Origin of the sequence: Bacillus sp. B19-2 (assembly GCF_022832475.1) — a bacterium.
In the GTDB taxonomy this organism is placed as follows: domain Bacteria; phylum Bacillota; class Bacilli; order Bacillales; family Bacillaceae; genus Bacillus; species Bacillus paralicheniformis.
The window spans coordinates 58,703-81,925 of the sequence record NZ_JALHKQ010000006.1; the positions used below are offsets into that span (position 1 = coordinate 58,703).

Annotated in this window: 20 protein-coding genes and 7 tRNA genes; 22 read left to right on the top strand and 5 right to left on the bottom strand. The window is 41.2% G+C overall.

Features of this window, described 5'->3' with window-relative positions; translation table 11 throughout:
- The first annotated feature begins 91 nt into the window (after positions 1-91).
- Positions 92-3,211, top strand: a complete 3,120-nt coding sequence (locus MST20_RS19280; protein WP_243944271.1) for an MMPL family transporter — start codon at positions 92-94, stop codon at positions 3,209-3,211.
- Between the two features lie 166 nt (positions 3,212-3,377).
- On the opposite strand, the gene cmpA is transcribed toward MST20_RS19280, so the two are convergent.
- Positions 3,378-3,488, bottom strand: a complete 111-nt coding sequence (cmpA, locus tag MST20_RS19285) for a cortex morphogenetic protein CmpA (protein ID WP_023857852.1) — start codon at positions 3,486-3,488, stop codon at positions 3,378-3,380.
- A gap of 111 nt (positions 3,489-3,599) precedes the next feature.
- Between cmpA and MST20_RS19290 the strand changes: the two genes are divergently transcribed.
- From MST20_RS19290 to MST20_RS19330, 9 genes are all read left to right on the top strand, one after another.
- Positions 3,600-4,061: a SprT family protein gene (locus MST20_RS19290; protein ID WP_165426114.1), complete on the top strand. Its 462-nt coding sequence runs from the start codon at positions 3,600-3,602 to the stop codon at positions 4,059-4,061.
- A gap of 116 nt (positions 4,062-4,177) precedes the next feature.
- A tRNA-Asn gene (locus tag MST20_RS19295) sits at positions 4,178-4,252 on the top strand.
- A gap of 2 nt (positions 4,253-4,254) precedes the next feature.
- Positions 4,255-4,345, top strand: a tRNA-Ser gene (locus tag MST20_RS19300).
- A gap of 28 nt (positions 4,346-4,373) precedes the next feature.
- Positions 4,374-4,445 (top strand) — tRNA-Glu (locus MST20_RS19305).
- 13 nt (positions 4,446-4,458) lie between these two features.
- Positions 4,459-4,533: transfer RNA gene (locus MST20_RS19310), tRNA-Gln, on the top strand.
- An 8-nt stretch (positions 4,534-4,541) separates the two neighbouring features.
- A tRNA-Lys gene (locus MST20_RS19315) sits at positions 4,542-4,617 on the top strand.
- A 12-nt stretch (positions 4,618-4,629) separates the two neighbouring features.
- Positions 4,630-4,712: transfer RNA gene (locus MST20_RS19320), tRNA-Leu, on the top strand.
- Between the two features lie 20 nt (positions 4,713-4,732).
- Positions 4,733-4,816: transfer RNA gene (locus tag MST20_RS19325), tRNA-Leu, on the top strand.
- 470 nt (positions 4,817-5,286) lie between these two features.
- Positions 5,287-5,928: a glycoside hydrolase family 11 protein gene (locus MST20_RS19330; RefSeq protein ID WP_243944272.1), complete on the top strand. Its 642-nt coding sequence runs from the start codon at positions 5,287-5,289 to the stop codon at positions 5,926-5,928.
- 881 nt (positions 5,929-6,809) lie between these two features.
- Here the strand turns inward: MST20_RS19330 and desA are convergent.
- Positions 6,810-7,838 carry a Delta(5) desaturase DesA gene (gene desA / locus MST20_RS19335; RefSeq protein WP_243944273.1) on the bottom strand — a complete coding sequence of 343 codons (1,029 nt, stop codon included), beginning with the start codon at positions 7,836-7,838 and terminating at the stop codon, positions 6,810-6,812.
- Between the two features lie 590 nt (positions 7,839-8,428).
- Here desA and cspC point away from each other — a divergent pair.
- Entirely contained in the window at positions 8,429-8,632 is a 204-nt protein-coding gene (cspC, locus tag MST20_RS19340) for a cold shock protein CspC (RefSeq protein WP_065643234.1), read from the top strand.
- Between the two features lie 254 nt (positions 8,633-8,886).
- Here cspC and MST20_RS19345 read toward each other — a convergent pair whose 3' ends face one another.
- The gene (locus MST20_RS19345; RefSeq protein ID WP_243944274.1) at positions 8,887-9,873 is read right to left on the bottom strand and encodes a zinc-dependent alcohol dehydrogenase family protein; all 987 of its coding nucleotides are present in this window, start codon (positions 9,871-9,873) and stop codon (positions 8,887-8,889) included.
- Positions 9,874-10,359: 486 nt separating this feature from the next.
- On the opposite strand from MST20_RS19345, the gene MST20_RS19350 reads away from it, so the two are divergent.
- From MST20_RS19350 to MST20_RS19375, 6 genes are all read left to right on the top strand, one after another.
- Entirely contained in the window at positions 10,360-11,745 is a 1,386-nt protein-coding gene (locus tag MST20_RS19350; protein ID WP_243944275.1) for an aminotransferase-like domain-containing protein, read from the top strand.
- Between the two features lie 96 nt (positions 11,746-11,841).
- The gene (locus MST20_RS19355) at positions 11,842-13,140 is read left to right on the top strand and encodes an MFS transporter (protein ID WP_243944321.1); all 1,299 of its coding nucleotides are present in this window, start codon (positions 11,842-11,844) and stop codon (positions 13,138-13,140) included.
- 694 nt (positions 13,141-13,834) lie between these two features.
- Positions 13,835-14,509 carry a response regulator transcription factor gene (locus MST20_RS19360; protein ID WP_243944276.1) on the top strand — a complete coding sequence of 225 codons (675 nt, stop codon included), beginning with the start codon at positions 13,835-13,837 and terminating at the stop codon, positions 14,507-14,509.
- On the top strand, positions 14,506-15,885 hold the full coding sequence (locus MST20_RS19365; RefSeq protein WP_243944277.1) for a sensor histidine kinase: 1,380 nt from the start codon (positions 14,506-14,508) through the stop codon (positions 15,883-15,885). Before MST20_RS19360 ends, MST20_RS19365 begins: the two co-directional genes overlap by 4 nt.
- A 100-nt stretch (positions 15,886-15,985) precedes the next feature.
- The gene (locus tag MST20_RS19370) at positions 15,986-17,089 is read left to right on the top strand and encodes an ABC transporter permease (protein WP_243944278.1); all 1,104 of its coding nucleotides are present in this window, start codon (positions 15,986-15,988) and stop codon (positions 17,087-17,089) included.
- A complete protein-coding gene (locus MST20_RS19375) occupies positions 17,086-17,766 on the top strand; it encodes an ABC transporter ATP-binding protein (RefSeq protein ID WP_243944279.1) in 681 nt (226 codons plus the stop codon). Before MST20_RS19370 ends, MST20_RS19375 begins: the two co-directional genes overlap by 4 nt.
- A gap of 169 nt (positions 17,767-17,935) precedes the next feature.
- Here the strand turns inward: MST20_RS19375 and MST20_RS19380 are convergent, their stop codons facing one another.
- Positions 17,936-18,580 carry a YczE/YyaS/YitT family protein gene (locus MST20_RS19380; RefSeq protein ID WP_243944280.1) on the bottom strand — a complete coding sequence of 215 codons (645 nt, stop codon included), beginning with the start codon at positions 18,578-18,580 and terminating at the stop codon, positions 17,936-17,938.
- Between the two features lie 109 nt (positions 18,581-18,689).
- Between MST20_RS19380 and MST20_RS19385 the strand changes: the two genes are divergently transcribed.
- Genes MST20_RS19385 through MST20_RS19395 form a run of 3 tightly spaced genes read left to right on the top strand, consistent with a single transcriptional unit; the run spans position 18,690 to position 20,332 of the window.
- Positions 18,690-19,142 carry a MarR family winged helix-turn-helix transcriptional regulator gene (locus tag MST20_RS19385; protein ID WP_243944282.1) on the top strand — a complete coding sequence of 151 codons (453 nt, stop codon included), beginning with the start codon at positions 18,690-18,692 and terminating at the stop codon, positions 19,140-19,142.
- Positions 19,143-19,167: 25 nt separating this feature from the next.
- Positions 19,168-19,686, top strand: coding sequence for a spermidine/spermine N(1)-acetyltransferase (gene paiA, locus MST20_RS19390; RefSeq protein ID WP_243944283.1), 519 nt, complete (start codon positions 19,168-19,170; stop codon positions 19,684-19,686).
- A gap of 22 nt (positions 19,687-19,708) precedes the next feature.
- A complete protein-coding gene (locus MST20_RS19395) occupies positions 19,709-20,332 on the top strand; it encodes an FMN-binding negative transcriptional regulator (protein WP_243944284.1) in 624 nt (207 codons plus the stop codon).
- Positions 20,333-20,630: 298 nt separating this feature from the next.
- On the opposite strand, the gene MST20_RS19400 is transcribed toward MST20_RS19395, so the two are convergent.
- Complete coding sequence (locus tag MST20_RS19400; protein ID WP_243944285.1) at positions 20,631-21,545, bottom strand: arginase family protein; 915 nt, start codon at positions 21,543-21,545, stop codon at positions 20,631-20,633.
- Positions 21,546-21,650: 105 nt separating this feature from the next.
- On the opposite strand from MST20_RS19400, the gene MST20_RS19405 reads away from it, so the two are divergent.
- Positions 21,651-21,986: a winged helix-turn-helix transcriptional regulator gene (locus MST20_RS19405; RefSeq protein WP_065643224.1), complete on the top strand. Its 336-nt coding sequence runs from the start codon at positions 21,651-21,653 to the stop codon at positions 21,984-21,986.
- Positions 21,987-22,280: 294 nt separating this feature from the next.
- Positions 22,281-23,153 carry a YitT family protein gene (locus MST20_RS19410; RefSeq protein WP_025810048.1) on the top strand — a complete coding sequence of 291 codons (873 nt, stop codon included), beginning with the start codon at positions 22,281-22,283 and terminating at the stop codon, positions 23,151-23,153.
- Positions 23,154-23,223 lie beyond the last annotated feature (70 nt).

The window sequence follows — 23,223 nt, forward strand, 5'->3', positions numbered from 1 at the left end:
AAACACGATGGTTTTGTCTGACGGCAGCAATCAGCCGTCTTTTTTTAAAATGAAAAACCCGCACAGCTCATAGAGGAGGAATAAAACGTCAATGAGAAAGATTATAAAGGCGAGATGGATCATTGCGGCGCTCTGGCTTGCAATGGCCGCCGTCTTATTCATCACGGCGCCCGATATGGGCCAATTAACAAAGGAGAAGGGCCAGATAGCGGTCCCTGAAGGCTATCCGTCTTCTTACGCGAACAAGCTTCTCGAACAAATGTCAAAAGACGGGGATACGGACAAAGCGATTGTCGTCGTATTTCAGGACAAACAGCTCCTGCCGAATCGGGAAGCAGCTTTAAAAAAAGCGATCACCATTTTAGAAAAGGATTCCTCCCTCCACGTCTCAGATATCACATCATACTTTGACGCGGATGAGGATATTCAAAAGCAGCTGTTGTCAAAGGATCGAACGACGCTGCTTGTACCTGTCACATTTGATGCAAACAAAATCAGTGCGGCTGATTTTAAAGCAAAGGTAAATGAAAAGCTCAAAACTTTAAACCTTGACTACGAGATGACCGGACAGCCGCTCATTGATGATGATGTTATAACAAGCTCGCAGGAAGGCCTGAAGAAAACCGAATATATTACGGTCGGTTTTATTTTAATCGTATTGATTCTCGTCTTCCGTTCTGCGGTTGCGCCTTTTGTACCGCTTTTGGCGGTCGCGCTTTCCTACCTTGTGAGCCAGTCCGTCGTCGCCTATCTTGTCGAATACGCTGATTTTCCGCTGTCCACGTTTACGCAAATCTTCATGGTGGCGATCATGTTCGGAATCGGGACGGATTACTGCATTCTTCTTTTGAGCCGTTTTAAGGAAGAGCTTGCCCACGGGAAAGACAAGATTAAAGCTATCCTGACAACGTATAAAACGGCGGGAAAAACCGTTCTGTTCAGCGGATTCGCCGTTTTGATCGGTTTTACTTGCATCGGCTTTGCTGAATTCCAGCTTTACAAGTCTGCGGTCGCAGTAGCGGTTGGTGTCGCGGTCTTGATTTTGGCGCTTTTGACGATCGTGCCGTTTTTCATGGCTGTTTTGGGAAAAGTGCTGTTTTGGCCCGTCAGAGGAAATATCGGGCATCCGCAGTCAAAGCTATGGGAAACCGCCGGCCGTTTCGCTTTCAGTAAGCCGCTGATCAGCCTGTTGATCGTAGCGGCCGTAGCCGTGCCGCCAATCTTGATGTATAAAGGAACACTTTCCTATAACAGCCTTGACGAAATCGGAGATCAATACGAATCCGTCAGCGCTTTTAACACCATCTCCGACAAGTTCGGGCCCGGGGAATCATTGCCGGTCACGGTCGTGCTCAAAACATCGGATGCGCTCGATACCAATGACGGGCTGATCGCGATTGAAAAAATCAGCCGCGCCATTGAACAGACAAACGGCGTCAGCAAAGTCCGCAGTGCGACCCGTCCGGTCGGAAAAGGGCTGAGCGACCTGTACGTCAAAACACAGGCGAATGAGCTGAATAAAGGGCTTGAGAGCGGCAATAAAGGTCTGAAAAAGATCAAAGACGGGCTCGCCGAAGCGAGCAAGTCGATCGCGGATCAGAAGCCGCAAATCGAAGCGTCCGGAAAAGGAATCAACCAGCTGATCAAAGGAACCGAATCGATCCAAGCCGGCATCAGCGACGTTGAAGCCAATATGAGAAAGCTGAAGGACGGTACAGACAAAAGCAAACAAGGCGTCGCTCAGGCGAAAAAAGAAATTCAAACTGCGAAAAAACAGCTGACGGCGCAGGTCGATCAATTAAATGAACAAATCGAAAGTTACAAAGAAATATCGAAAATCTTGAAAGCGGCATTGTCTCAAGCCGAAAATGCCCAAGGCATAACGGCTGACGTGCAAAAGATGATCAAGCAGACAAATCAACATTTCAAAAATCTTGAAAGTGAAATTCCCGAAGTGAAGGAGAATCCTTCTTATTTAGCGATTAAAGGCTCTTACACGGAGCTTGCATCGGCAATCAAGCAGGGATCACAGAAAGCGGCCGTTTACACGAAGCAGGCGGCAAACGCGAAAAAGCAGCTTGAAGCAGCAGACGCATTTATCGCAAAAGCGCAGGAAGAGCAAAAAGTGTACACAAGCAAAATCGATGCTCTGATCAACGGCCTCGGCCAAATCGAAAAAGGGCTTGAAGAGACATCGAAGGGGCAGGGACAGCTCGCCGATTCGCTGCCTAAGCTCGAATCAGGCGCGGGTGATGTCGCCGAAGGCCAAAGGCAGATGAAGGAAAAAGTCGGAGAATTCGCCGGACAGCTCGATCAATTAACAAAAGGTTTGAATTCAAGCGTGGACGGCCTCGAAAAAATTTCAAGCGGTCTGATGGGGGCAGGCGACTACCTGGATCAGCTGAAAAACGCATCAGATCAAGAAATGTCCGGCTGGTTTGTCCCTAAAGAAGTCCTGAAAAACAAGCAATTTCAGCAGGTGTTTAATTCCTATATGTCAGACGATCGCCATATCACGACGATCGATGTGATATTGGAAGACAATCCGTACGGAAACGGAGCGATTGTCAATGTCAAAGACATTGAAGCGTCCGTAAAACGGGCTCTTCCCGACACGCATTTGAAAGATACATCGTTTGGCGTCGGCGGCGTTTCCAGCATCAACGCCGATCTGAAGCAGCTGTCAGACCAGGATTTCAGCAATACGGTGATCTATATGATGATCGGTATCTTCCTGATCCTCGTCCTGCTGTTCCGTTCTATTGTCATGCCGGTGTATTTGGTCGGATCGTTGATCTTGACGTACTTTGCGTCCATCGGTGTAACCGAGTTCATTTTCACGGCGTTTTTCGGCTATCCCGGCCTCAACTGGGCGGTGCCTTTCTTTGGATTCGTGATTTTAATGGCGCTTGGTGTGGACTATTCGATCTTCCTGATGGAACGCTTTAACGAGTATCGCGGAACGGATATTAAAACGGCGATGACGGAATCGATGAAAAATATGGGGTCCGTTATTATTTCAGCCGCTGTCATCTTGGCGGGAACCTTTGCGGCGATGCTGCCGTCCGGCGTTTTATCGCTTCTGCAAATCGCCACCCTTGTATTGACGGGGCTCTTGCTGTACGCATTCGTCATGCTGCCGCTGTTCGTCCCTGTGATGGTTCGGATCTTCGGCTCAGCCAACTGGTTTCCGTTTAAAAGAAAAGGATAAACGGCTCGTCCTTCCGCGGAAGAATCATTCGCCCATGCTCCCCGAAATCGGGCGGTCAGCTCCATTTGGGGAGTAACGGGCGCCATTGTGTGAGATGATAAAAGGACCGGTGAAGATGATGAGGAAACAGAAGAATGACCATTCGGGCTCCGATGAACACTGTCTATCAGCAGTGTTTTTTTCTGTAAAAATACCAGCACTGATTCAGCAATTTAATCTGGTAATGATCTTTTTCATAAAAAGCTCTCTGCATCTGGCTTTTGAGCCAATTCGGCATTGCTCATCCCTCCTCAGGCTCTTATCATAAGAGTATGGGTGTCGTGTATTAGTTTATGCCGCCCGGAATTTGTCCTGTTCAATGTTTTTAAAAATGAGGTGGACCGAAGCAATGGACGAACAACAACTGCAGCAGCTGACAGAACAGCTTTCGCTCACATACTTTAAAAAACCGTTCCGGCACCGCGCTTACTTCAACAGCCGCCTGAAAACGACCGGAGGCAGGTATTTGCTGAATTCCCACAATATCGAGCTGAATAAAAAATACCTGACAGAGCACGGGCAAAAAGAGCTTGAAGGCATCATCAAGCATGAATTGTGCCATTACCACCTCCATCTGGAAGGGAAAGGCTACAAGCACCGCGACAAGGATTTTAGAACGCTATTAAAGGAAGTCGGTGCGCCGCGATTCTGCACGCCGCTCGCAGGAGAGAAAAAGCCGCAAAGAAAAGTACGCACATACAAGTGCGACGCATGCGGACAAACGTTTCTCAGAAAGCGGAAAATGGATACAAGCCGTTATGTTTGCGGTAAGTGCGGAGGGAAAATAAAAGAAATCATAAAAAAGGGTTGACTGATCAGGCTTGTCTATGATAAATTATAAAAGCCGTCGCAAGACGAGCCATAAAGACAAATTGTTCTTCTTGACACATTTTGTCGACATATTTATAATAAAATGAGTCTGATCATTCCACAGTAGCTCAGTGGTAGAGCTATCGGCTGTTAACCGATCGGTCGCAGGTTCGAATCCTGCCTGTGGAGCCAATGGAGAAGTACTCAAGTGGCTGAAGAGGCGCCCCTGCTAAGGGTGTAGGTCGCGTAAGCGGCGCGAGGGTTCAAATCCCTCCTTCTCCGCCATTAGGAAAATATGATGCTGACTTCATATGGCCCGTTGGTCAAGTGGTTAAGACACCGCCCTTTCACGGCGGTAACACGGGTTCGAATCCCGTACGGGTCATTTCTCATATCTTTGGGCTATAGCCAAGCGGTAAGGCAACGGACTTTGACTCCGTCATGCGTTGGTTCGAATCCAGCTAGCCCAGCCATTATATTTGAGCCATTAGCTCAGTTGGTAGAGCATCTGACTTTTAATCAGAGGGTCGAAGGTTCGAGTCCTTCATGGCTCACCATTGTTTTTTTACGCGGGTGTGGCGGAATTGGCAGACGCGCTAGACTTAGGATCTAGTGTCTTTACGGCGTGGGGGTTCGAGTCCCTTCACCCGCACTTTAAAAACAACATATCATGCGGTCGTGGCGGAATGGCAGACGCGCTAGGTTGAGGGCCTAGTGGGTGAATAACCCGTGGAGGTTCAAGTCCTCTCGGCCGCATCATAGGAATACCAAGGGTTTTGACGCCCTTGGTATTTTTTTGTTTCTTTTTCATTTATTTTTTTACTCCACATTTACTCCAGTTACTGTAAGTCATCTAAACGGTCAGCAGTCTCTTTTTGTTTGTTTGGGAAAAGGCGCCCGTAACTTCACAATCCCTAATGTATATCTCCTTCATACGAAATGGTTCGAATGGGAATTAACCGCAGATATTACTCCATCAGATTTAGAAACAAGAATTGTGATTCCGCGAAAAGAGGATAAGGCTATGGTGTTACAAGAACACTTTTAATGTGAATTTTTAGGCCTTTGTAATTATTTTACAGATATTATTAATATTCACTCATCAATTCGTGATATTATATTGAAGGGGACGATCAAAGGCTTTGGCGTTGCAATTAATAATGTTTTAAATATATAGGAGTGCTACCTCATGTCAAAGTCAGAAAAATATTAATAGGAGGTAACATATGTTTAAGTTTAAAAGGAATTTCTTAGTTGGATTAACGGCAGCTTTAATGAGTATTAGCTTGTTTTCGGTAACCGCCTCTGCAGCTAGCCCAGACTACTGGCAAAATTGGACTGATGGCGGCGGAACAGTCAACGCTGTCAATGGGCCTGGAGGGAATTACAGTGTTAATTGGTCTAATACCGGAAATTTCGTTGTTGGTAAAGGTTGGACTACAGGTTCGCCATCTAGGACAATAAACTATAATGCCGGAGTTTGGGCGCCGAATGGCAATGGATATTTGGCTTTATATGGTTGGACCAGATCACCTCTCATAGAATATTATGTAGTGGATTCATGGGGTACTTATAGACCTACTGGAACGTATAAAGGTACTGTATACAGTGATGGGGGTACATATGACATATATACAACTACACGTTATAACGCACCTTCCATTGATGGCGACAAAACTACTTTCACGCAGTACTGGAGTGTTCGCCAGACGAAGAGACCAACTGGAAGCAACGCTAAAATCACTTTCAGCAATCATGTTAAAGCATGGAAGAGTCATGGAATGAATCTGGGTAGTAATTGGTCTTACCAAGTTTTAGCGACAGAGGGTTATCAAAGTAGTGGAAGTTCTAACGTAACAGTGTGGTAACAGATCATCTTTAATCAGGGGTAGCGGCTGCTGAACGTTTCCTTGAGAGATTTTATCATCATTGTTATTGTGATTTACTAAGAGGCGACGGTCTTTTAGATGGAATTCCAATATATTCCTCATGGTGAGGAGAACGATCGTTTAGGCCTTGATAGGAAAACACCCGATGATGAAAAGGATAAAGGGAAAGAAACAAAGTCAAAGAATTTGAACGGATTTAAATTTTAAAGCAGGCATAGGCCTGCTTTATTTTAATGCGTGATTTTTGGGTATATTCCATCAGATTTGTACCCTAAAATTATTTCCTCAGTTGCTTCATTCGTAAAGTGAAGTATTCCTTTTATTTCGGCTAATTATCTGAAATCTTCTTTAGATGGGTTTAATTTTTTCATAGGAACATCAAGTTTGTCGAATTTTGAAATTTGTTCTTCTGGAAAACCATGTGTTAAGAGAACTAAATCTCTTGTTTTGAAGTCAGGTGCTAGGTGTTCGTGTAAAGAAGTAATAGCATTTCTCATTAAGGTTACGCGCGGTACTGTTTTTTATTCCGGTATTAAGCGCGCTGGCAATTTGCCCTTCTAAAGTTCCCCAAGCCAATTCTTCATATGTCAGAAGATCATTTAAAGCAGGTTTTACATACTTATCAAATCTTAGTTCAAGAGATTTTCTTGCCCGTTTTCCTTAAATACCTTCTATCATTCATAAAAAACAATGAAATTTTTTTAAGTGGTGTAAAGAGATACAACGAAAACAAGCTTTCAAAATCGTGATAAGCTTCCACTTTATTGAGGGTCTAGTGGATGAATAACCCGTGGAGGTTTAAGTCCTCTCGGCCGCATACCAATAATATCAAGGCTTATCATCGATGATGGGAAGTTTATTTAATCCGTTCTTAGGTGCGCTGATATTTGGCTTTTAGAAGCTTTTTTTAAGTGGCTAAAACCGACAAATTTTTTGCTGTCTTCATCCCATAGACGGAACTTTAACGACTTTAGACTTGTTGCCAGTGTAATGGTCGGTACGTTTTGCAATGGTTTAATGTTGTTATGCACTTCTTCAAGCTTATAGTTTGGGACTCTCGGGCTTAAATGATGAACATGATGGAAACCGATGTTGCCTGTTAGCCATTGCATGACTTTTGGAAGCTTATAAAAAGAGCTTCCTTCAACTGCTGCTTTTACATATTCCCAATGCTCATCTTTTTCAAAATAAGAATCCTCAAACGTATGCTGAATATAAAACATCCAAATTCCGAGAGATCCCGATATCATAAAAATTGGCGCTTGAACCAGCAGGAAGTTTTGCCAGCCGATAGCCCAGCATAAAAGTGCTGTCAACGCGACGATTCCCAGGTTCGTTACATACGTATTTATCCGTTCTTTGCGTTTTGCCCCTTTACGATTAAAACGATTGGTAATCCCGAAGACGTAAATCGGCCCAATCATAAACATAACAAACGGATTTCTGTACAAACGGTACATGATTTTTGTCTTAGTTGAGGCTTCCTTATATTCTTCAACGGTCAGTACCCAAATATCGCCTGTACCGCGTTTGTCCAGGTTGCTGCTTGTCGCATGGTGGATAGAATGGTCGCGTCCCCAATGATCAAAAGGATGCAAAGTCAGAATTCCTGTAATTGTTCCAAGGATTCGATTCGCCTTTCTGTTCTTAAAAAAGGAATAGTGGCAGCAATCATGAAAGATGATGAAGGTTCTCACTAAAAAACCTGCCGCAACGAAAGAAATCGCTAATGTAAGGAAATAAGAAATCGACAAGCTTTTATATGCCAAACACCATAACAGGAAAAATGGTACCAATGTGTTAATGATTTGATAAACACTTTTTTGTAAATCGGACTTTTCATAAGGTGTAACCAGTTTTCTCAAAGTCCTTAGGTTTTGCTCATTCATTTTTTAATGTTTCCCCTCCTATGATGATCTAGAGAACGTTTTATTGCCTTTGAAGTCCCTGCGTCATCCACCATATATAACAAGTATCTTTCCTATTCTTCTGTAAAATTATTGGGAATGAGAAGCTGATTTCCAGCTCGATTAAATGTTTATTAGCAGAGCCAGCCGGGATACAAAGGCGTATGAAAATTATACCCGGCTCTTTATCGGGCCAAACGCTCTCCGTGCTCCCCTAGAGAATCGGTTTATTTAGTCCGTGAGCATTGATTGTTTGAGGACAAACATTACAAGTAAGGTTTGAAGACACTCTGATTCATTCACGGTGTTTTTAAACGATGGTTATTAGACATGTTATAAATTCAATGCAGAATGATTGAGACTCCGCTTCTGCATTAATATCCATATTTAGTCAATAATGCCATGAATAAAACAAAAATATGAATTGCAATTATTTCCGTTTCCTGTTATGATAAAGAAGAATTATTTTTGTTCGGTGTAAAGGATAGTATGAAGATTGACTTTTCGTCTTGATGATACTTTGGGCAAGGATAGTAATACAATGTGCGGTAACGCACTAGGAGGCAACAAAAATGGAACAAGGTACAGTGAAATGGTTTAATGCAGAAAAAGGTTTTGGATTTATCGAACGTGAAGATGGAGACGATGTATTCGTACACTTTTCTGCAATCCAAAGTGACGGATTCAAATCATTAGACGAAGGTCAAAAAGTAACATTTGACGTTGAGCAAGGTCCTCGCGGAGCTCAAGCTGCTAACGTTCAAAAAACTGCTTAATCTTCAATCGTTTATACAAACAGGCTCTTTATATAGGGCCTGTTTTTTTATGTTCTCTGTATAATGCTTAACAAAAAACCCTACTCAACGTTCGAGTAGGGAGGTGGTAAAAGGTAATAGAAAAAGATTTAACGCTTCAAAGGTTGTTTACAGTATAACATACTGGATTGACAATATGCGGAATGTATCTCAATTATTTATTTTTCTTTTCGAATACAACGACTTCCTATTCTTTCTTTTTGGTTACATCTCCTTCATGCAAAGTTCAACAGTATTTTTCCATTCAAACCCGGCTGTTCATAATGCTTCAAGGCATCATAAAAATCTTCAAAATGATATATTTTTTCTGGGGCATTGATGACCATTCTTCCGCTCTCAACAAGCTTAAATACCTCCGAGAAGCGATTGCGATATTCAGAAACGGAATGTCTCTCGTTCCAAAGTCTTAAGGCGAATAATTGCGGTGACACATGGTATACTTCGTGAAGCTTTCTCCAATCGTTTGGTATACCTGACAACAGACCATAACTGACAAACGTCCCTTCAGGTTTTAACGCTCTCGCCAGCAGTTCGCCGCTTTCTCCTCCCACAGAGTCAATTGCATGGTCAACACCGATGTCGCAAGCATCAGAAATCTGTTCATATATAGAACCGTTGGAAGCGTCGATAACTCTCCATGCCCCAAGTTTTTGAAGTTTCTCTATCTTGCGGCTGTTTCTTGTAATGACAATTAAACGGAATCCCAGTATAGTAGAAATTTGCGCAAACAAACCTGCAATAGATGTACCTCCGCCATTCATTAACACAATTTCATTCGGTTGAACACGCAATGATTCCGTACAAATTAGCCAGGCTGTTAATGGATTAATATACAGTTGACTGGCGTCGTGATCACTTATTGATGGAGGCAGCTCTATTGCATAATCAGCTTTTGTGGTTACATATTGTTGCCAAGTTCCCTCTCCTCTTACAGGGAGAACCCTTTTTCCAATCAGTGATGGTGATACATCTTTGCCCTGATCGATAACAATTCCCACACCATCATATCCTGCAACCGCCGGCAGCTTAATTCTATGAGAATAGGCTCCTCTAATTGGAAGCAAATCTGAAGGATTAATTGGACTGGCAATCATTTTGACAAGAATTTCATTTGGCTGAAGAGGAAGCTTTTCTCCGGTATATAGCTGTAATTTTTGAAGCGGATCTCCAAATTCCTTATATATTAATGAAACATTATTCATGATTTGTTATTGGCTCCTTAGGTTAATACTTCTATAAATAAACTTGCACTCTTTTGAGATTATGTCAATATTGTCTTTGTTTTTAGCTCCTAGTGTAAGTGCAGCTTCTACTACAGCGCAGACACAACAAAGAAATATCACCCAGACTGTTAGCTATCCATCTGTAGGACAACTATCTTCCATACTCAGCTATTGAAGAAACAATTGATACCTTGGAAAAAATAAAAAGTCTGGGGAAAATGAAGTCATAGGTGTTTCTAATTTGGATGTTGAAGACTTAGAAAAAATAATGAGATTACCTGATGGAATAAAATGTGCAACAAATCAAGTATGTTATAATCTGCCTATGCCCCATAATGTTTTACTCCAACTTACTTCAAGTCGTCGTCTAACTAGTCCGCCATTTCTTTCCGATTCAGAATATAAATGATAATTGTTTTATAAACACCACAACCATATAATAGAGTGAAAAAAGGATGGCGTATCATGCCGATCAATTCTTTTGAAAACTATCCGATGAGTTGGAAGCCATCGATTGATAAAACTGAAAAGCCCATTTACAAAGCACTTGCAAGGCAATTGGAGCAGGATATCGTAAACGGAGTTTTATTGCCTGGAACAAAACTTCCTCCTCAGCGGGAACTGGCTGATTATTTGGATTTAAATTTGAGTACCATTTCAAAGGCGTTTAAAGTCTGTGAGTTAAAGGGATTGTTAAGTGCAACTGTTGGGAGCGGCACATTTGTATCGTATGATGCGTTATCGAATGCGTATTTACTTGAGGATACAAAGCCAAAGCTCATTGAAATGGGCGCAACACTGCCGGATCATGCTTCTTACGAGCCGCTCATGCTCCATTTGAGCAGTATGCTGCAAGAGACAGATTATGAAAAATGGTTTGGTTATGGCCGGGCGGGCGAAAGCCTTTGGCAAAAGGACGCGGCTGTAAAGCTAATCCGAAGAGGCGGTTTTGAAACTACTGTTGATCACATTTTATTTGCAAATGGGGGACAAAATGCGATCGCTGCCGCGTTGGCGGGTCTTTGTAAGCCTGGAGACCGCATTGGTGTTGATCATCATACATATCCCGGATTAAAAACCGTTGCATCAATGCTAAGTGTGCAGATCGTACCGATAAAATCCGAGAACGGTGAAATGAAGCCGGAGTCACTTGAATATGCTTATAAAAATGAAAACATTGCAGGCATTTATTTGATCCCGGATTATCATAATCCGACAGCGTCCTTTATGTCTGTAGAGAATCGAAAGATCATTGCAGAAATTGCAATGAAGTATAATCTGTTTGTTATTGAAGATGCATCGTACCATCTTCTTGGTAAAAATCCACTTCCAGCACTGGCATCATTCGCGCCGGAACAGGTTATCCATATCGCAAGTTTATCTAAATCATTGGCACCGGGGCTGCGACTGGCGTATGTTGCAGTGCCGTGTCAATTTAAGGAGCCGGTTTCGAGGGCGCTTTATAATTTAAATATAACCGTTTCTCCGCTATTAGCAGAACTTGCTGCGCGCACGATTGTATCAAATCAATTTGAAGTCTTAATTGAGGGGCATCGTGAACAAACGATTCGCAGAAACCAAATCGTAAATCGATATTTTGCGGACTATACGTGTTTAGGTGTTGAAACAGGCATCTTTCGGTGGTTGTTGTTACCGGGGGGAATTACAGGTGCTGAATTTGAAAAATTAGCTGCGGAACATGGTGTGCAAGTGTATGCGGCTGAACGCTTCGTCGTTGGAAATAGTTGTCCAGAAAAGGCGGTAAGGGTTTCCGTATGTGCACCAGAAACGCTCGAAGAGCTTGAAAAAGGATTAATCATCCTTAGGCGCTTGCTAAATGATCTTGCCTAATATTGTTCGCCATACAATTGCAATATTGTATGGTTTTTTTGCGCGTGTTATGATGATTCAAATCTAGTTGGAGGTTTACTAAGAAAGGCAGGTTAGATCATGCTGCACAAAGAAAGTGTAAAACCGTCAGACGTTCAATCAGCTTCATTGCAAAGCTACATTGGTTCCCCGGAAAAACAAAAAACGTTATACAAGCGTACATTATTCGTTGTAAGTGTTTCACAAATTTTTGGCGGTGCAGGGCTGGCGGCAGGAATCACAGTCGGTGCTCTTATTGCTCAGCAAATGCTCGGAACGGATGCTTACGCAGGGGTCCCGACAGCTTTATTTACTTTAGGATCAGCGGGGGCGGCCTTATTTGTAGGCAGACTTTCTCAACGCTATGGTCGTCGTGCAGGTCTTTCAGCCGGTTTTATGATTGGCGGACTTGGAGCAATAGGCGTCATCATTGCAGCAATCATAAATAGTATTTTCTTGTTATTTGCTTCATTGCTTATTTACGGTGCCGGGACAGCGACAAATTTACAAGCTCGTTATGCAGGTACAGACTTGGCAAATCGTAAGCAGCGGGCGACTGCTGTCAGTGTGACGATGGTTATGACAACATTTGGCGCGGTGGCAGGTCCGAATTTAGTGAATGTGATGGGGGATTTCGCCCATTCTATTGGTGTTCCGTCACTAGCGGGCCCTTTCATTTTAGCCGCGGCGGCATATATCTTAGCAAGCGTTGTCCTTTTCATCATGCTTCGTCCAGATCCATTAGTTATAGCAAGAACAATCGAATCGAGCAAGCAAGAGCCAAGTGATGAAGGCCATTTGACAACAACTGAACACATAGAAAACAAAAGAGGCGTAATCGTTGGTGCAGCCGTTATGGTTCTTACCCAAATTGTAATGGTCGCTATTATGACAATGACACCGGTTCATATGAGACATCATGGACATGACTTGGGTGCAGTTGGTCTTGTTATTGGTTTTCATATAGGCGCCATGTATCTTCCTTCACTGGTTACAGGTGTTCTTGTTGATAAGTTGGGACGTACTGCAATGGCGATTGCATCTGGAACTACGCTGCTTCTGGCAGGCTTAATAGCAGCATTTGCACCAGGAGATTCTATGGTTCTTATTGTAATTGCTCTTTCTTTACTTGGATTGGGGTGGAATTTTGGTTTGATAAGCGGGACTGCGCTGATTGTTGATTCAACTGAAACGGCCACACGGGCGAAAACACAAGGTACGGTGGATGTTCTGATTGCGTTGTCAGGAGCTGCCGGCGGAGCATTGTCCGGAATGATTGTGGCAGGCTCAAGTTATCTAACATTATCACTTATCGGAGGGGTTTTATCCTTATTACTCATTCCTGTGGTAGCATGGTCTCGTGAAGGTAAAAGATAAGCCAGGTTGTTTTATGAAAACCAATTCGGGAGTCCAAGACAAAATGGCTTACATGTGGTATGGCATGTACATCAATAGAGATCGATTGAATAACGGAAGATAAACATTGAGGCTGAATCAGGCGTTTATTTCCAAAATGACGGCTATTTTTCGCGGCCATTTAGCACCCAAAGTGTACATGAAATGATACAAATGAGTCTAATGCACAGCAATGCCTGAAATGAGGGGGCTGGAAATATGGCTCCGCTTTATTGAGGGAAACCCAGTGAAGGTTTAAGACTTATCGGCCGCATCATAGGAATACCAAGGGTTTATGAACCCTTGGTGTTTTTTGATTTATTGCGCGTGTGTTGTATCTCGCCCCCCCCCCCCCTCTTGCAGCTTTAGCTTCTGGTATCAGCTCTCTTTATGAATATGATGTAACCTAATGTTCATACTCCGTTCATATTTCATTTCTATACTTTTTGGGGATTCCTAATTCGTAACAGGCCCTTTTTTCGAAAAAACAAGCACCCCTTAATTTGCCATCAACAAATTTTTAAAGCGCTGTTTTACTAACGGTTATTTACGTATATGATGGATTTACTATCGAAAATAAAAACAACAGTGACTGCGATATCATATGGTTAGCTCCCGTAAGAGCTTTTGAAGCTTCACTGTTAAATCAACATTCTTACTGGATAGGAGTCTCCAAATGATTAACATACTCATTGTCGATGATGATGAACATATTCTTGAATTGCTCAGGCATTACCTTCAAGTCGAAGGCTACGGTGTTTTTGAAGCTTTTGATGGTGAACAAGCTTCTTCCATTCTTGCGAAAAAGCAAGTTCATTTAGCTGTGGTCGATGTGATGATGCCCAATAAGGATGGATTTCAACTATGTGAAGAAATCAGAAAATATTATGATTTTCCTGTTATTCTGCTGACAGCAAAAGACCAGTTGCCAGATAAGGAAAAAGGCTTTTCTGCCGGAACGGATGACTATTTAACTAAACCTTTCGAGCCGACGGAATTAATATTTCGCATAAAAGCATTACTGCGTCGATATAAAATGGTGAATTCCGAAAAAATTCGCCTCAATGATACTGTAATAGACCGGAAAAGTTATGAAGTGCATTGTAACGATAAATTGTTGATGCTGCCGATGAAAGAATTTGAACTATTGTCACAGCTTGCAAGCTATCCAGACAGAATTTTTACACGGGATGAATTAATCCAGTTGATTTGGGGAGCGGACTTTGATGGAGATGATCGAACAGTAGATGTTCATATTAAACGGCTGCGCAGCCGTTTTTCCACTACCGATGATTTTAATATTAGAACGATCCGCGGTGTCGGTTATAAATTGGAGGTGGCAAAAAAGTGAGGACACTCTATTTAAAAATTGTGTTGACTACTATTGTTGTCATGATGTTCAGCAGTGTGGCCGCTTTTTTCATTTCCAATGCATATTATCAATACAACCTTAAACCTTACAATGACAAAAAATTAACCCGTATGGCTGAAGATGTAAAGACATTTTATGAAAGCAGTCCAAATGTCAGACTTGATCACTATTTAAGGAATATCGGTGATTTAGGTTATCAAATTTATTTAGTCGATGAACAGGGGCGGGGTTCTTTTTTTGGCGGATCATTTAGAGAAAAAGAGTTAAGCGATAAAGTGATTCAATCTGTATTAGATGGTCATGTATATCACGGTATTTCCCAATTTTCTTCAAAAGGTTTTATTACAGGATTTTTTGATAACGTACTCATCAATACGATTGGAATTCCAATTACGGACAATGGTCATCAATACGCCCTTTTTTTCCGTCCTAATACGGAACTTCAATTTGGAGAGTTACGGATTTTTTTTGCGTTGATCCTTCTTCTCACCATTTTCATCAGCATTCTTTTAGTTTTGGTTAGCACCCGTTACATTGTGAAGCCAATCACTAAGTTAACTCAAGCTACAAAACAAATCGCCGAAGGAAAATACAATATTCAATTAAACACAACATTGCGCGATGAAATCGGTGAATTGACCAACCATTTTTCGCGCATGGCAAAAAATTTGGAGCAGCTGGAAGCCATGCGTCAAGAATTTGTTTCTAACGTTTCTCATGAAATTCAATCACCGCTTGCTTCTATACAAGGCTTCTCACAGACATTGCAATCGAAGAAATTATCTGAAGACCAGCGTCAACATTACTTGTCCATTATCGAAAAAGAGAGCCGACGCATGTCGCAATTAAGTAAGCAATTATTAACACTTGCTTCCTTGGATAAAGAGAAGGAAATATTGAGTAAAAACACCTTTGATGTTGCTGCTCAAATTAAACAAGTGTTATTTATGACGGAATGGAGCTGGAATGAAAAAGACTTAGCTTTGGAATTGGAACTTCCTGCTGCTTTCATTTATGCGGATGAACAATTGCTCCATCAAGTTTGGACGAACCTTCTTGTGAATAGTATCAAATTTACTGAAAACGGCGGCTCCATTTCCATCAAGCTGATGCAAAAAGATGATGAATATCACATAGAATTCAAGGATACAGGCATTGGTATTTCCCAAAACGATTTGCCTTATATATTTAATCGCTTTTATAAAGCGGATAAGGCAAGGGGCCGTAAAGAAGCCAGCAGCGGTTTAGGGCTTGCTATTACTAAAAAAATTATTGAGCTGCACGACGGGCAAATTTATGTTGAAAGCCAAATAGGAAAAGGAACAATTTTTCATATTTGCTTGCCTAAAGAGTAATGTAATTTGCCGTTCATGTTCTGTTCATATTCCCCGTCTATATTTTATCTAAGGCAATAAAGCTGTTAAGAATAAAGGATATCGATTGGAGGAATAGACGGTGTTTCTTGCTTTACGAGAAATTAAATACGCAAAGTTGCGTTACTTTCTAATTGGGTTCATCATGGTGCTTATCGCATGGCTTGTTCTTTTTGTTTCAGGACTTGCAAAAGGGTTATCTTCTGATAATGCGTCTTCAATTCAAAAGATGGATGCGGACTATCTTGTGATTCAAAAAGAAGCGGATAATCGCTTGGTCCGTTCAATATTGTCTGAGGATAAACTGAAAGACATTCGAAACAATACCAACAATAAATCGGCTGCGCCTTTAGGCATACAGATGACCACATTTACTCAGAACGGGTCTTCTAAGAAGGTTGATGCAACATTTTTTGCCGTAGATATGAAAGGGTTTTTGGCTCCTGATGTTGTCGAAGGCCGTATGATTAACAACAAGACCAAAAATGAAGTCATTGCAGATCGCTCGTTAAAAGAAGATGGATTGAAATTGGGGGACTATATAAAAGAGCCGTTCTCTGGTAAAACGTTTAAAATCGTGGGGTTTACTAAAGGAGAATCATTCAGCCACGCACCTGTGATTCACATCAACTTCACAGAGTGGGGAGATATTCATCAACGTTCTGCGAATCAACAATTGTTTTTTAATGCAATCGCATTAAAGACAAGTCAAGATACCGCAGAGCAAATTGGCGAGAATGTAACAGGGGTTGATATCATTGACAAAAGCCAGGCTCTAAAAGGTATTCCCGGTTATGCTGAAGAGCAAGGCTCACTTATCATGATGATTGCATTTCTCTTTATTATTGCAGCTTTTGTGTTAGCCGTATTCTTTTATGTGATGACCATACAGAAAATCAATCAATTTGGAATATTAAAAGCCATTGGTGCAACGACCGGTTATTTAGCGCTTCATATTGTTTTACAAGTTTTATTGTTAACATTGATCAGTCTCTTGATCAGTATTGCATTAACATATGGTGTAGCAGCTATATTACCAACCAACATGCCATTTGATCTTACACCGCAATTGGTTTTAAGTTGTTCAGGTCTATTTCTGGTTGTTTCTCTGATAGGATCATTACTTTCTCTATATAAGGTTTCAAAAATTGATGCTATTGAAGCGATTGGGAGTGCTGCACAATGAGTCAAAAACTGATTTTTGATCATGTCGATAAAGTATTCGGAGATGGCGATTCATCTGTAAAAGTTCTTGATAAAGTGTCTTTAGAAGTGAAAGCCGGGGAATTTGTTGCTGTGGTCGGACCTTCTGGGTCTGGTAAAAGTACGTTCCTCTCAATTGCCGGTGCATTGCTTTCTCCGACAACAGGCCGCATTCTGATTGATGAAAACGACATAAGCCAGTTAACTGAAAAAAAGTTGAATCGTATTAGATTGGAAAAAATCGGATTTGTATTCCAATCATCTCATTTAATCCCTTATTTAACAGTTCACGATCAGTTGTTGCTTATTTCAAAGCTGGCCGGAAATGATCATAAAGAAGCGAAACAAAGAGCAGTTGATCTGCTTGAAAAACTTGGATTGAAACATCGTATTCATCGTTATCCGCAAAGTTTATCCGGTGGAGAACGTCAACGAGTTGCAATCGCTCGTGCCTGGATGAATGACCCGGAGATTATTCTTGCGGATGAACCGACAGCGAGTCTTGATTCAGAGCGGGGCCGGCAAATTGTAAAAATGTTAGCAGATGAAGTGAAATCCAGAGAAAAAGCCGCTGTAATGGTGACTCATGATAAAAGAATGTTAGATTTATGTGACCGTGTGGTGTATATCGAAGATGGCAAACTTTCAGAACTAGCATAAGACATTTAGATCAAAAGGTTGAAACAATGGGATTTTACAGCTGATCAAAAGCATTCGCTAAGGGACCGAGTGGTTGAAGTCTCTCGGCCGTACCAGAGGAAAACCAAGGGTTTTGAGGCCCTTGGTATTTTTTTATTCATTTACTTGTGCCCCTTACTTAAAATAGATTTTATATTGAATACGTATTATCTTGATCATCATTTGGTGATGTACTGGAAATTGTTATTAAGCGCCCCAATACTCTTCCAGCAAACGGCATAAAAAAATGAAGGATCAGTCCGCCTAAACAAACGGTTAATAAAGTTCCGATGCCAATCGGTCCTTTTAAGATGACGGCCGCTGTCAAAAAGAGGAGGTAAATGATGGTTCTCGAAACAAATATGTTGGTTCTCGTTAATTCTTTTATGATGAATGTGAATCGATCAATTGGCATCGGTGCAAAATTTGTGTATAAGTATGTCGCGGTTCCTAATCCTGTAACAACCAAGCCGATTCCAAAACAAATCATTTTGCTCCACCATTGTTCTGGTGTTACAAAAAAGTGCAGCATAAAAAGCCACATATCAATACCGATACCCGTTATAAACGCCGTTAGCATCCCCGAAACTTCCGGTCTTTGTCTTTTTAAAAAAGAATTGCAGCCTATCAATAGCAAAGCAATGATGACTTCCCAACTTCCCACAGTAAGACCCGCATGTATGGACAGCCCCACCAAAAGTGCGTCAAAAGGTGAAACGCCAAGATCTGATTGAATCGTGAAAGCAATCCCAAAGGTTAAGATTAAAATTCCGAATACATAAAAAGCATATTTCACTTTAATCGACCTCTTTATTTTTATTGCAAATACAACAAAAATCCGATATATTTAATGTACGGCATTTATATTGCATTTGCAACAAAAACATATTCGAAAGGAGTTTATGATGAAGGATATTCTTCGTGAAATTGGAATGATTGCCCGGGCATTGGATTCTATAAGCAATATCGAATTTAAAGAACATGACCTGACAAAAGGGCAATATTTGTACCTTGTCAGAATATGCGAAAACCCGGGAATCATTCAGGAGAAATTAGCTGAGATGATTAAAGTAGACCGGACCACCGCAGCCCGCGCTATAAAAAAACTTGAAATGAAGGGCTTTATTGAACGGAGAGATGATGAATATAACAAAAAAATAAAAAAACTCTTTCCGACGGAAAAGGGGAATGAGGTATTCCCTTTTATAAAAAGAGAAAATGATCATTCGAATCGCGTGGCATTAGAGGGGTTTTCCGAGGGGGAAGCGGAGACCATCTTCAATCTTCTTCAAAGAGTAAGAAAAAATGTAGAAAAAGACTGGGAGTTCGTGAAAAAGGGGAACAAGAGAAATTATTGACGGCATAAAGGAGCGGCAGATTGAAATGACAGTACAGATAAAAAAGTGCACCCTTGAAGACTTACTCAAACTTCAAGAAATGAGTTATGAAACGTTTAATGAGACATTTAAGGATCAGAATTCTCCAGAAAATATGAAAGCCTATTTGGAAAAGGCGTTTCACTTAAAACAATTAGAAAAAGAACTGTCCAACAGCGATTCGCAATTCTTTTTTGTTTATTATAACAATGAAGCCGCTGGATATTTAAAGGTCAATACTGATGAGGCCCAAACTGAAAAAATGGGTGATGAATCACTTGAAATTGAGAGAATTTATATCAAGAACGAGTTTCAAAAACATGGGCTTGGCAAATATCTGTTCAATAAAGCTTTGGAAATGGCAAAGGAACTGAATAAAAAGAAAATCTGGCTTGGCGTATGGGAAAAAAATGAAAATGCGATTGCTTTTTATAAGAAAATGGGGTTTGTGCAAACTGGGGCCCACTCTTTTTATATGGGTGATGAAGAGCAAACGGACTTTATCATGACCAAAACACTCCTATAACTTTTTTAAAAGGAGGATGATGATGTATATTCCAAAATATTTTAAAGTCGAAAATGTTGATGAAATTTTGGGTTTTGTCCAAAAAAACTCTTTTGGTACGATCGTTACGACAGAACAGGGGAAACCAATTGCCACTCATTTGCCCTTGGGGTTCAATAAAAAAGGTGATGATTACTATATCACCGGCCATGTCGCTTATGGAAATCCGCAATGGAGAACTTTTGAAACCTGTCAAGATGTACTTGTTATGTTTCAGGGACCGCACGCATACATTTCTTCTTCCTGGTATGGGCATGAAGAGGTTCCAACATGGAATTATCAAGCCGTCCATATATACGGTCAAGCAAGCATTTTAGAGAGAGATGAATTAATAGAAGAATTAACAATCATGATGGAAAAATACGAAAAGCATCGGGAACATCCAATTTTATGGGATAACCTTTCTCCTCAACTATTAGAAAATCAACTGAAAGCGATTGTCGGGTTTAAGATTCGGGTGGAAGACATTCAGGCTGCATATAAATTAAGTCAGAACCGAAATGATACAGACTATATGAACATCATTGGTCAATTGCAAAATGAAGGAGATCCCAATGCGGAGCAATTGGCGGCAGTGATGAAAAAGAGGCTTGAAAATGAAATATAGACCTTCAACCCCATGCAGAAATTAAAGGTCGAAATCAGAGCCGTCTTTTATGCAGCAACTTAAAGATCGAGCGGCGGGAAATAAAAAGGCAGGCCGAATGGTTTGCTTTTTTGATGTCGTGCAGAGTTGTCTATTGTGAAAAGGTCGAATCATCTTTGTCGAGGACGCAATAGGGCGCAGCCCTGCGGAAGTTCAAGTCTCTTGGCCGATCATAGGAATACCAAGGGTTTATGAGCCCTTGGTATTTATTTATGGAGAGTTTCGACTGCATGATTTTGTTGTTGTCCCGTTTATGAAATTATTGGTTTAAAATGGGGATCTCACTAAGCAATTTCTTCAAATGAATAGAATCCCACGGCAAATGCTCGGTTATACCTAATCCAACTACATCCGTTTCGGAAGAGAGTTCTTTCAGAAGATGAAGCAGGTGCGGCATTTGCATTGTTCCCTCAGGAGAAAAATATACAGGTGCTTCAGGATTGGCGAATAATAAAGAACGAAACGCCTTCGGATCAAGTACGTCTAAATCAAGGTGTATTGCCAGATACTTGATGTTGCTTTCGTTTATCCATTCTTTTATAGATTCGGTACTGGTCATTAACTCTTTAGTTCCGGCAGTTCTAATCCCAAGTCTTTGAATCACTTCAGTGTCTGATTCTGTGAAAACTATACCCTGTCTTTGAAGTTCTTTTGATATCACGTTTGTTTCTTCTTCTGTAGGAGCTGCTAATCCCGCAATAAAGACATTTTCAGGTTTAAGAGGAATTTTCACATGTTTTGCGAACTCCTCATCTCCTTCCCCCAAAAGATTTCCGAGCGGTAATGTATGACCGTTATCGTATCCGACATATCTAACTAAATCGCTATGAGCGTCAATCCAAATTAAACCCAAGTCCCCGCCGTATCGTTCGTTTAAATAAGCAAATGGTGCTTGTTCGACTAAGCAGTCACCGCCAAACATGACAATGCGATCCGGCTGATGAGCATGAATGAGATGCTGAGCAGCCTCCAATTGTTCCAGCAGTTGTTTTCTCCCGTTTATCCCGTTTTCGTTTTCAAGCGGAGTCCCATCATAAGCTTGAACCGGAACATGAATAAGGGGCTGATCATTTTCAGGAGCCAGCCAAGCAAGCAGTTCCGCTCCAAAAGAATAGTTGGGATTGTTTCCCCCTTGCCATTGCGGCATCAACAGACGTATCGTTTTTTTAGCCATGTTATCGTCTCCTTTACTTCAAAGTAAGGTTAGTATAAAATGAGCGCAAACAAAAAAATAGTACGCACTTTAATGACAGGTACTATCCAAAAGGAGAGCGTAAATATGAGTATGGCTGAATATAAAGGCAAAGTTAAAAATATTCAAGATACACCTTTTGGCTACACATTGTCCGTGATCGGCGGCAAATGGAAAATGGTTATTATTTACCTCCTCGCGGAAAATCAACCGGTTCGCTTTAATGAGCTGAAAAGACAAATAGGGGCTATTACTTATAAAACATTGAGTTCACAACTTAAAGAATTGGAAGCAGATGGTCTGGTGAAACGGAAAGAGTACCCTCAAGTTCCCCCTAAGGTCGAGTACAGTCTCACTGGTAAAGCGGAATCATTATTGCCGGTTTTAGAAGGATTATGTGAATGGGGTTTAAAAAACCAATAAAGTTAAGGTTTTATTCATCTTGAAGAGGGAGAATCCAAAAGCTTCGTTCGATTGCTGACAATCCTTTTGCCTGGCTGGAAATGTCCATAAATATTAGGGCCTTTATTTGTTATTCACCAGTTGCTAAAACGGGGTGTAACCGAATGTTCCAAGTCTAAAAGGGTTACCTTAATTCAAGGCAAAGAGCGGTTTTGCAGCAGCCGGAATTACCAAAATGACATGACTGAACTTTTTAACTGAAAAATTTATTATGGTATATTTAAATATAACGTAAAATTTGAAATGAGGAATGGCATGAATAAAATCGAAAAACATAAGAAATTTAAAGCGAAAATGATTTTCAAAGTTATAATGGTCATGATCGGAGGAATCATAGCGGCATATGGATTGGAAACAGTGCTGATTCCAAACAATGTATCTGATGGCGGAGTGACAGGACTCAGCATTGTTGGTTCACAACTGTTTGACTTGCCGCTTGGCATACTTATCGCGGCTTTAAACATCCCGTTTGTCTGGCTGGGATATAAGCAAATCGGGAAAAGCTTTGCGTTATTATCGATTATCGGAATCGCATCACTTGCAGCAGGGACAAGTTTTATGCACCACACTCCGGCTATAATCGAAGGGGACACCTTGTTAGTCACTGTTGTCGGAGGGATCATCCTTGGTTTTGGAATGGGGCTGGCGCTGCGTAATGGCGGAGCATTGGACGGAATTGATATGCTTGCTGTGCTGTTATCGCGCAAATTGCCATTTGGAACGAGCGATCTCATTCTATTCTTTAACCTTTTTGTGTTTATTTTTGTTTCTGCTGTATTTGGCTTGCAAGGGGCATTGCTATCAGTCATCGCCTACTACATTGCGTCCAAAGTCATTCATGTTGTCGAGGAAGGGTTAAGCGGTTCTAAAACCTTTCAAATTATTACAACAGAACCTGAGTTGATGGTGGAGACAATTCGCGATCAATTGGGCCGAAGTGCTACATATAAAGAAGCTTACGGTGGTTTTTCCCACGAAAAGTTCAAAGAAATCACATGTGTCATCAATCGCTTAGAAGACACCAAATTAAAGGAAATCATTAATGAAGTTGATAAAAATGCTTTTGTCACTGTGTATGACGTAGCTGAAGTTAAGGGCAGTAATTTTAGAAAACCTAATATTCATTAATTAGGGATTTCCTCAGAAAAAACATACCAAATTTTGTTGGTATGTTTTTTTATATCATGTGGGTTTCCGG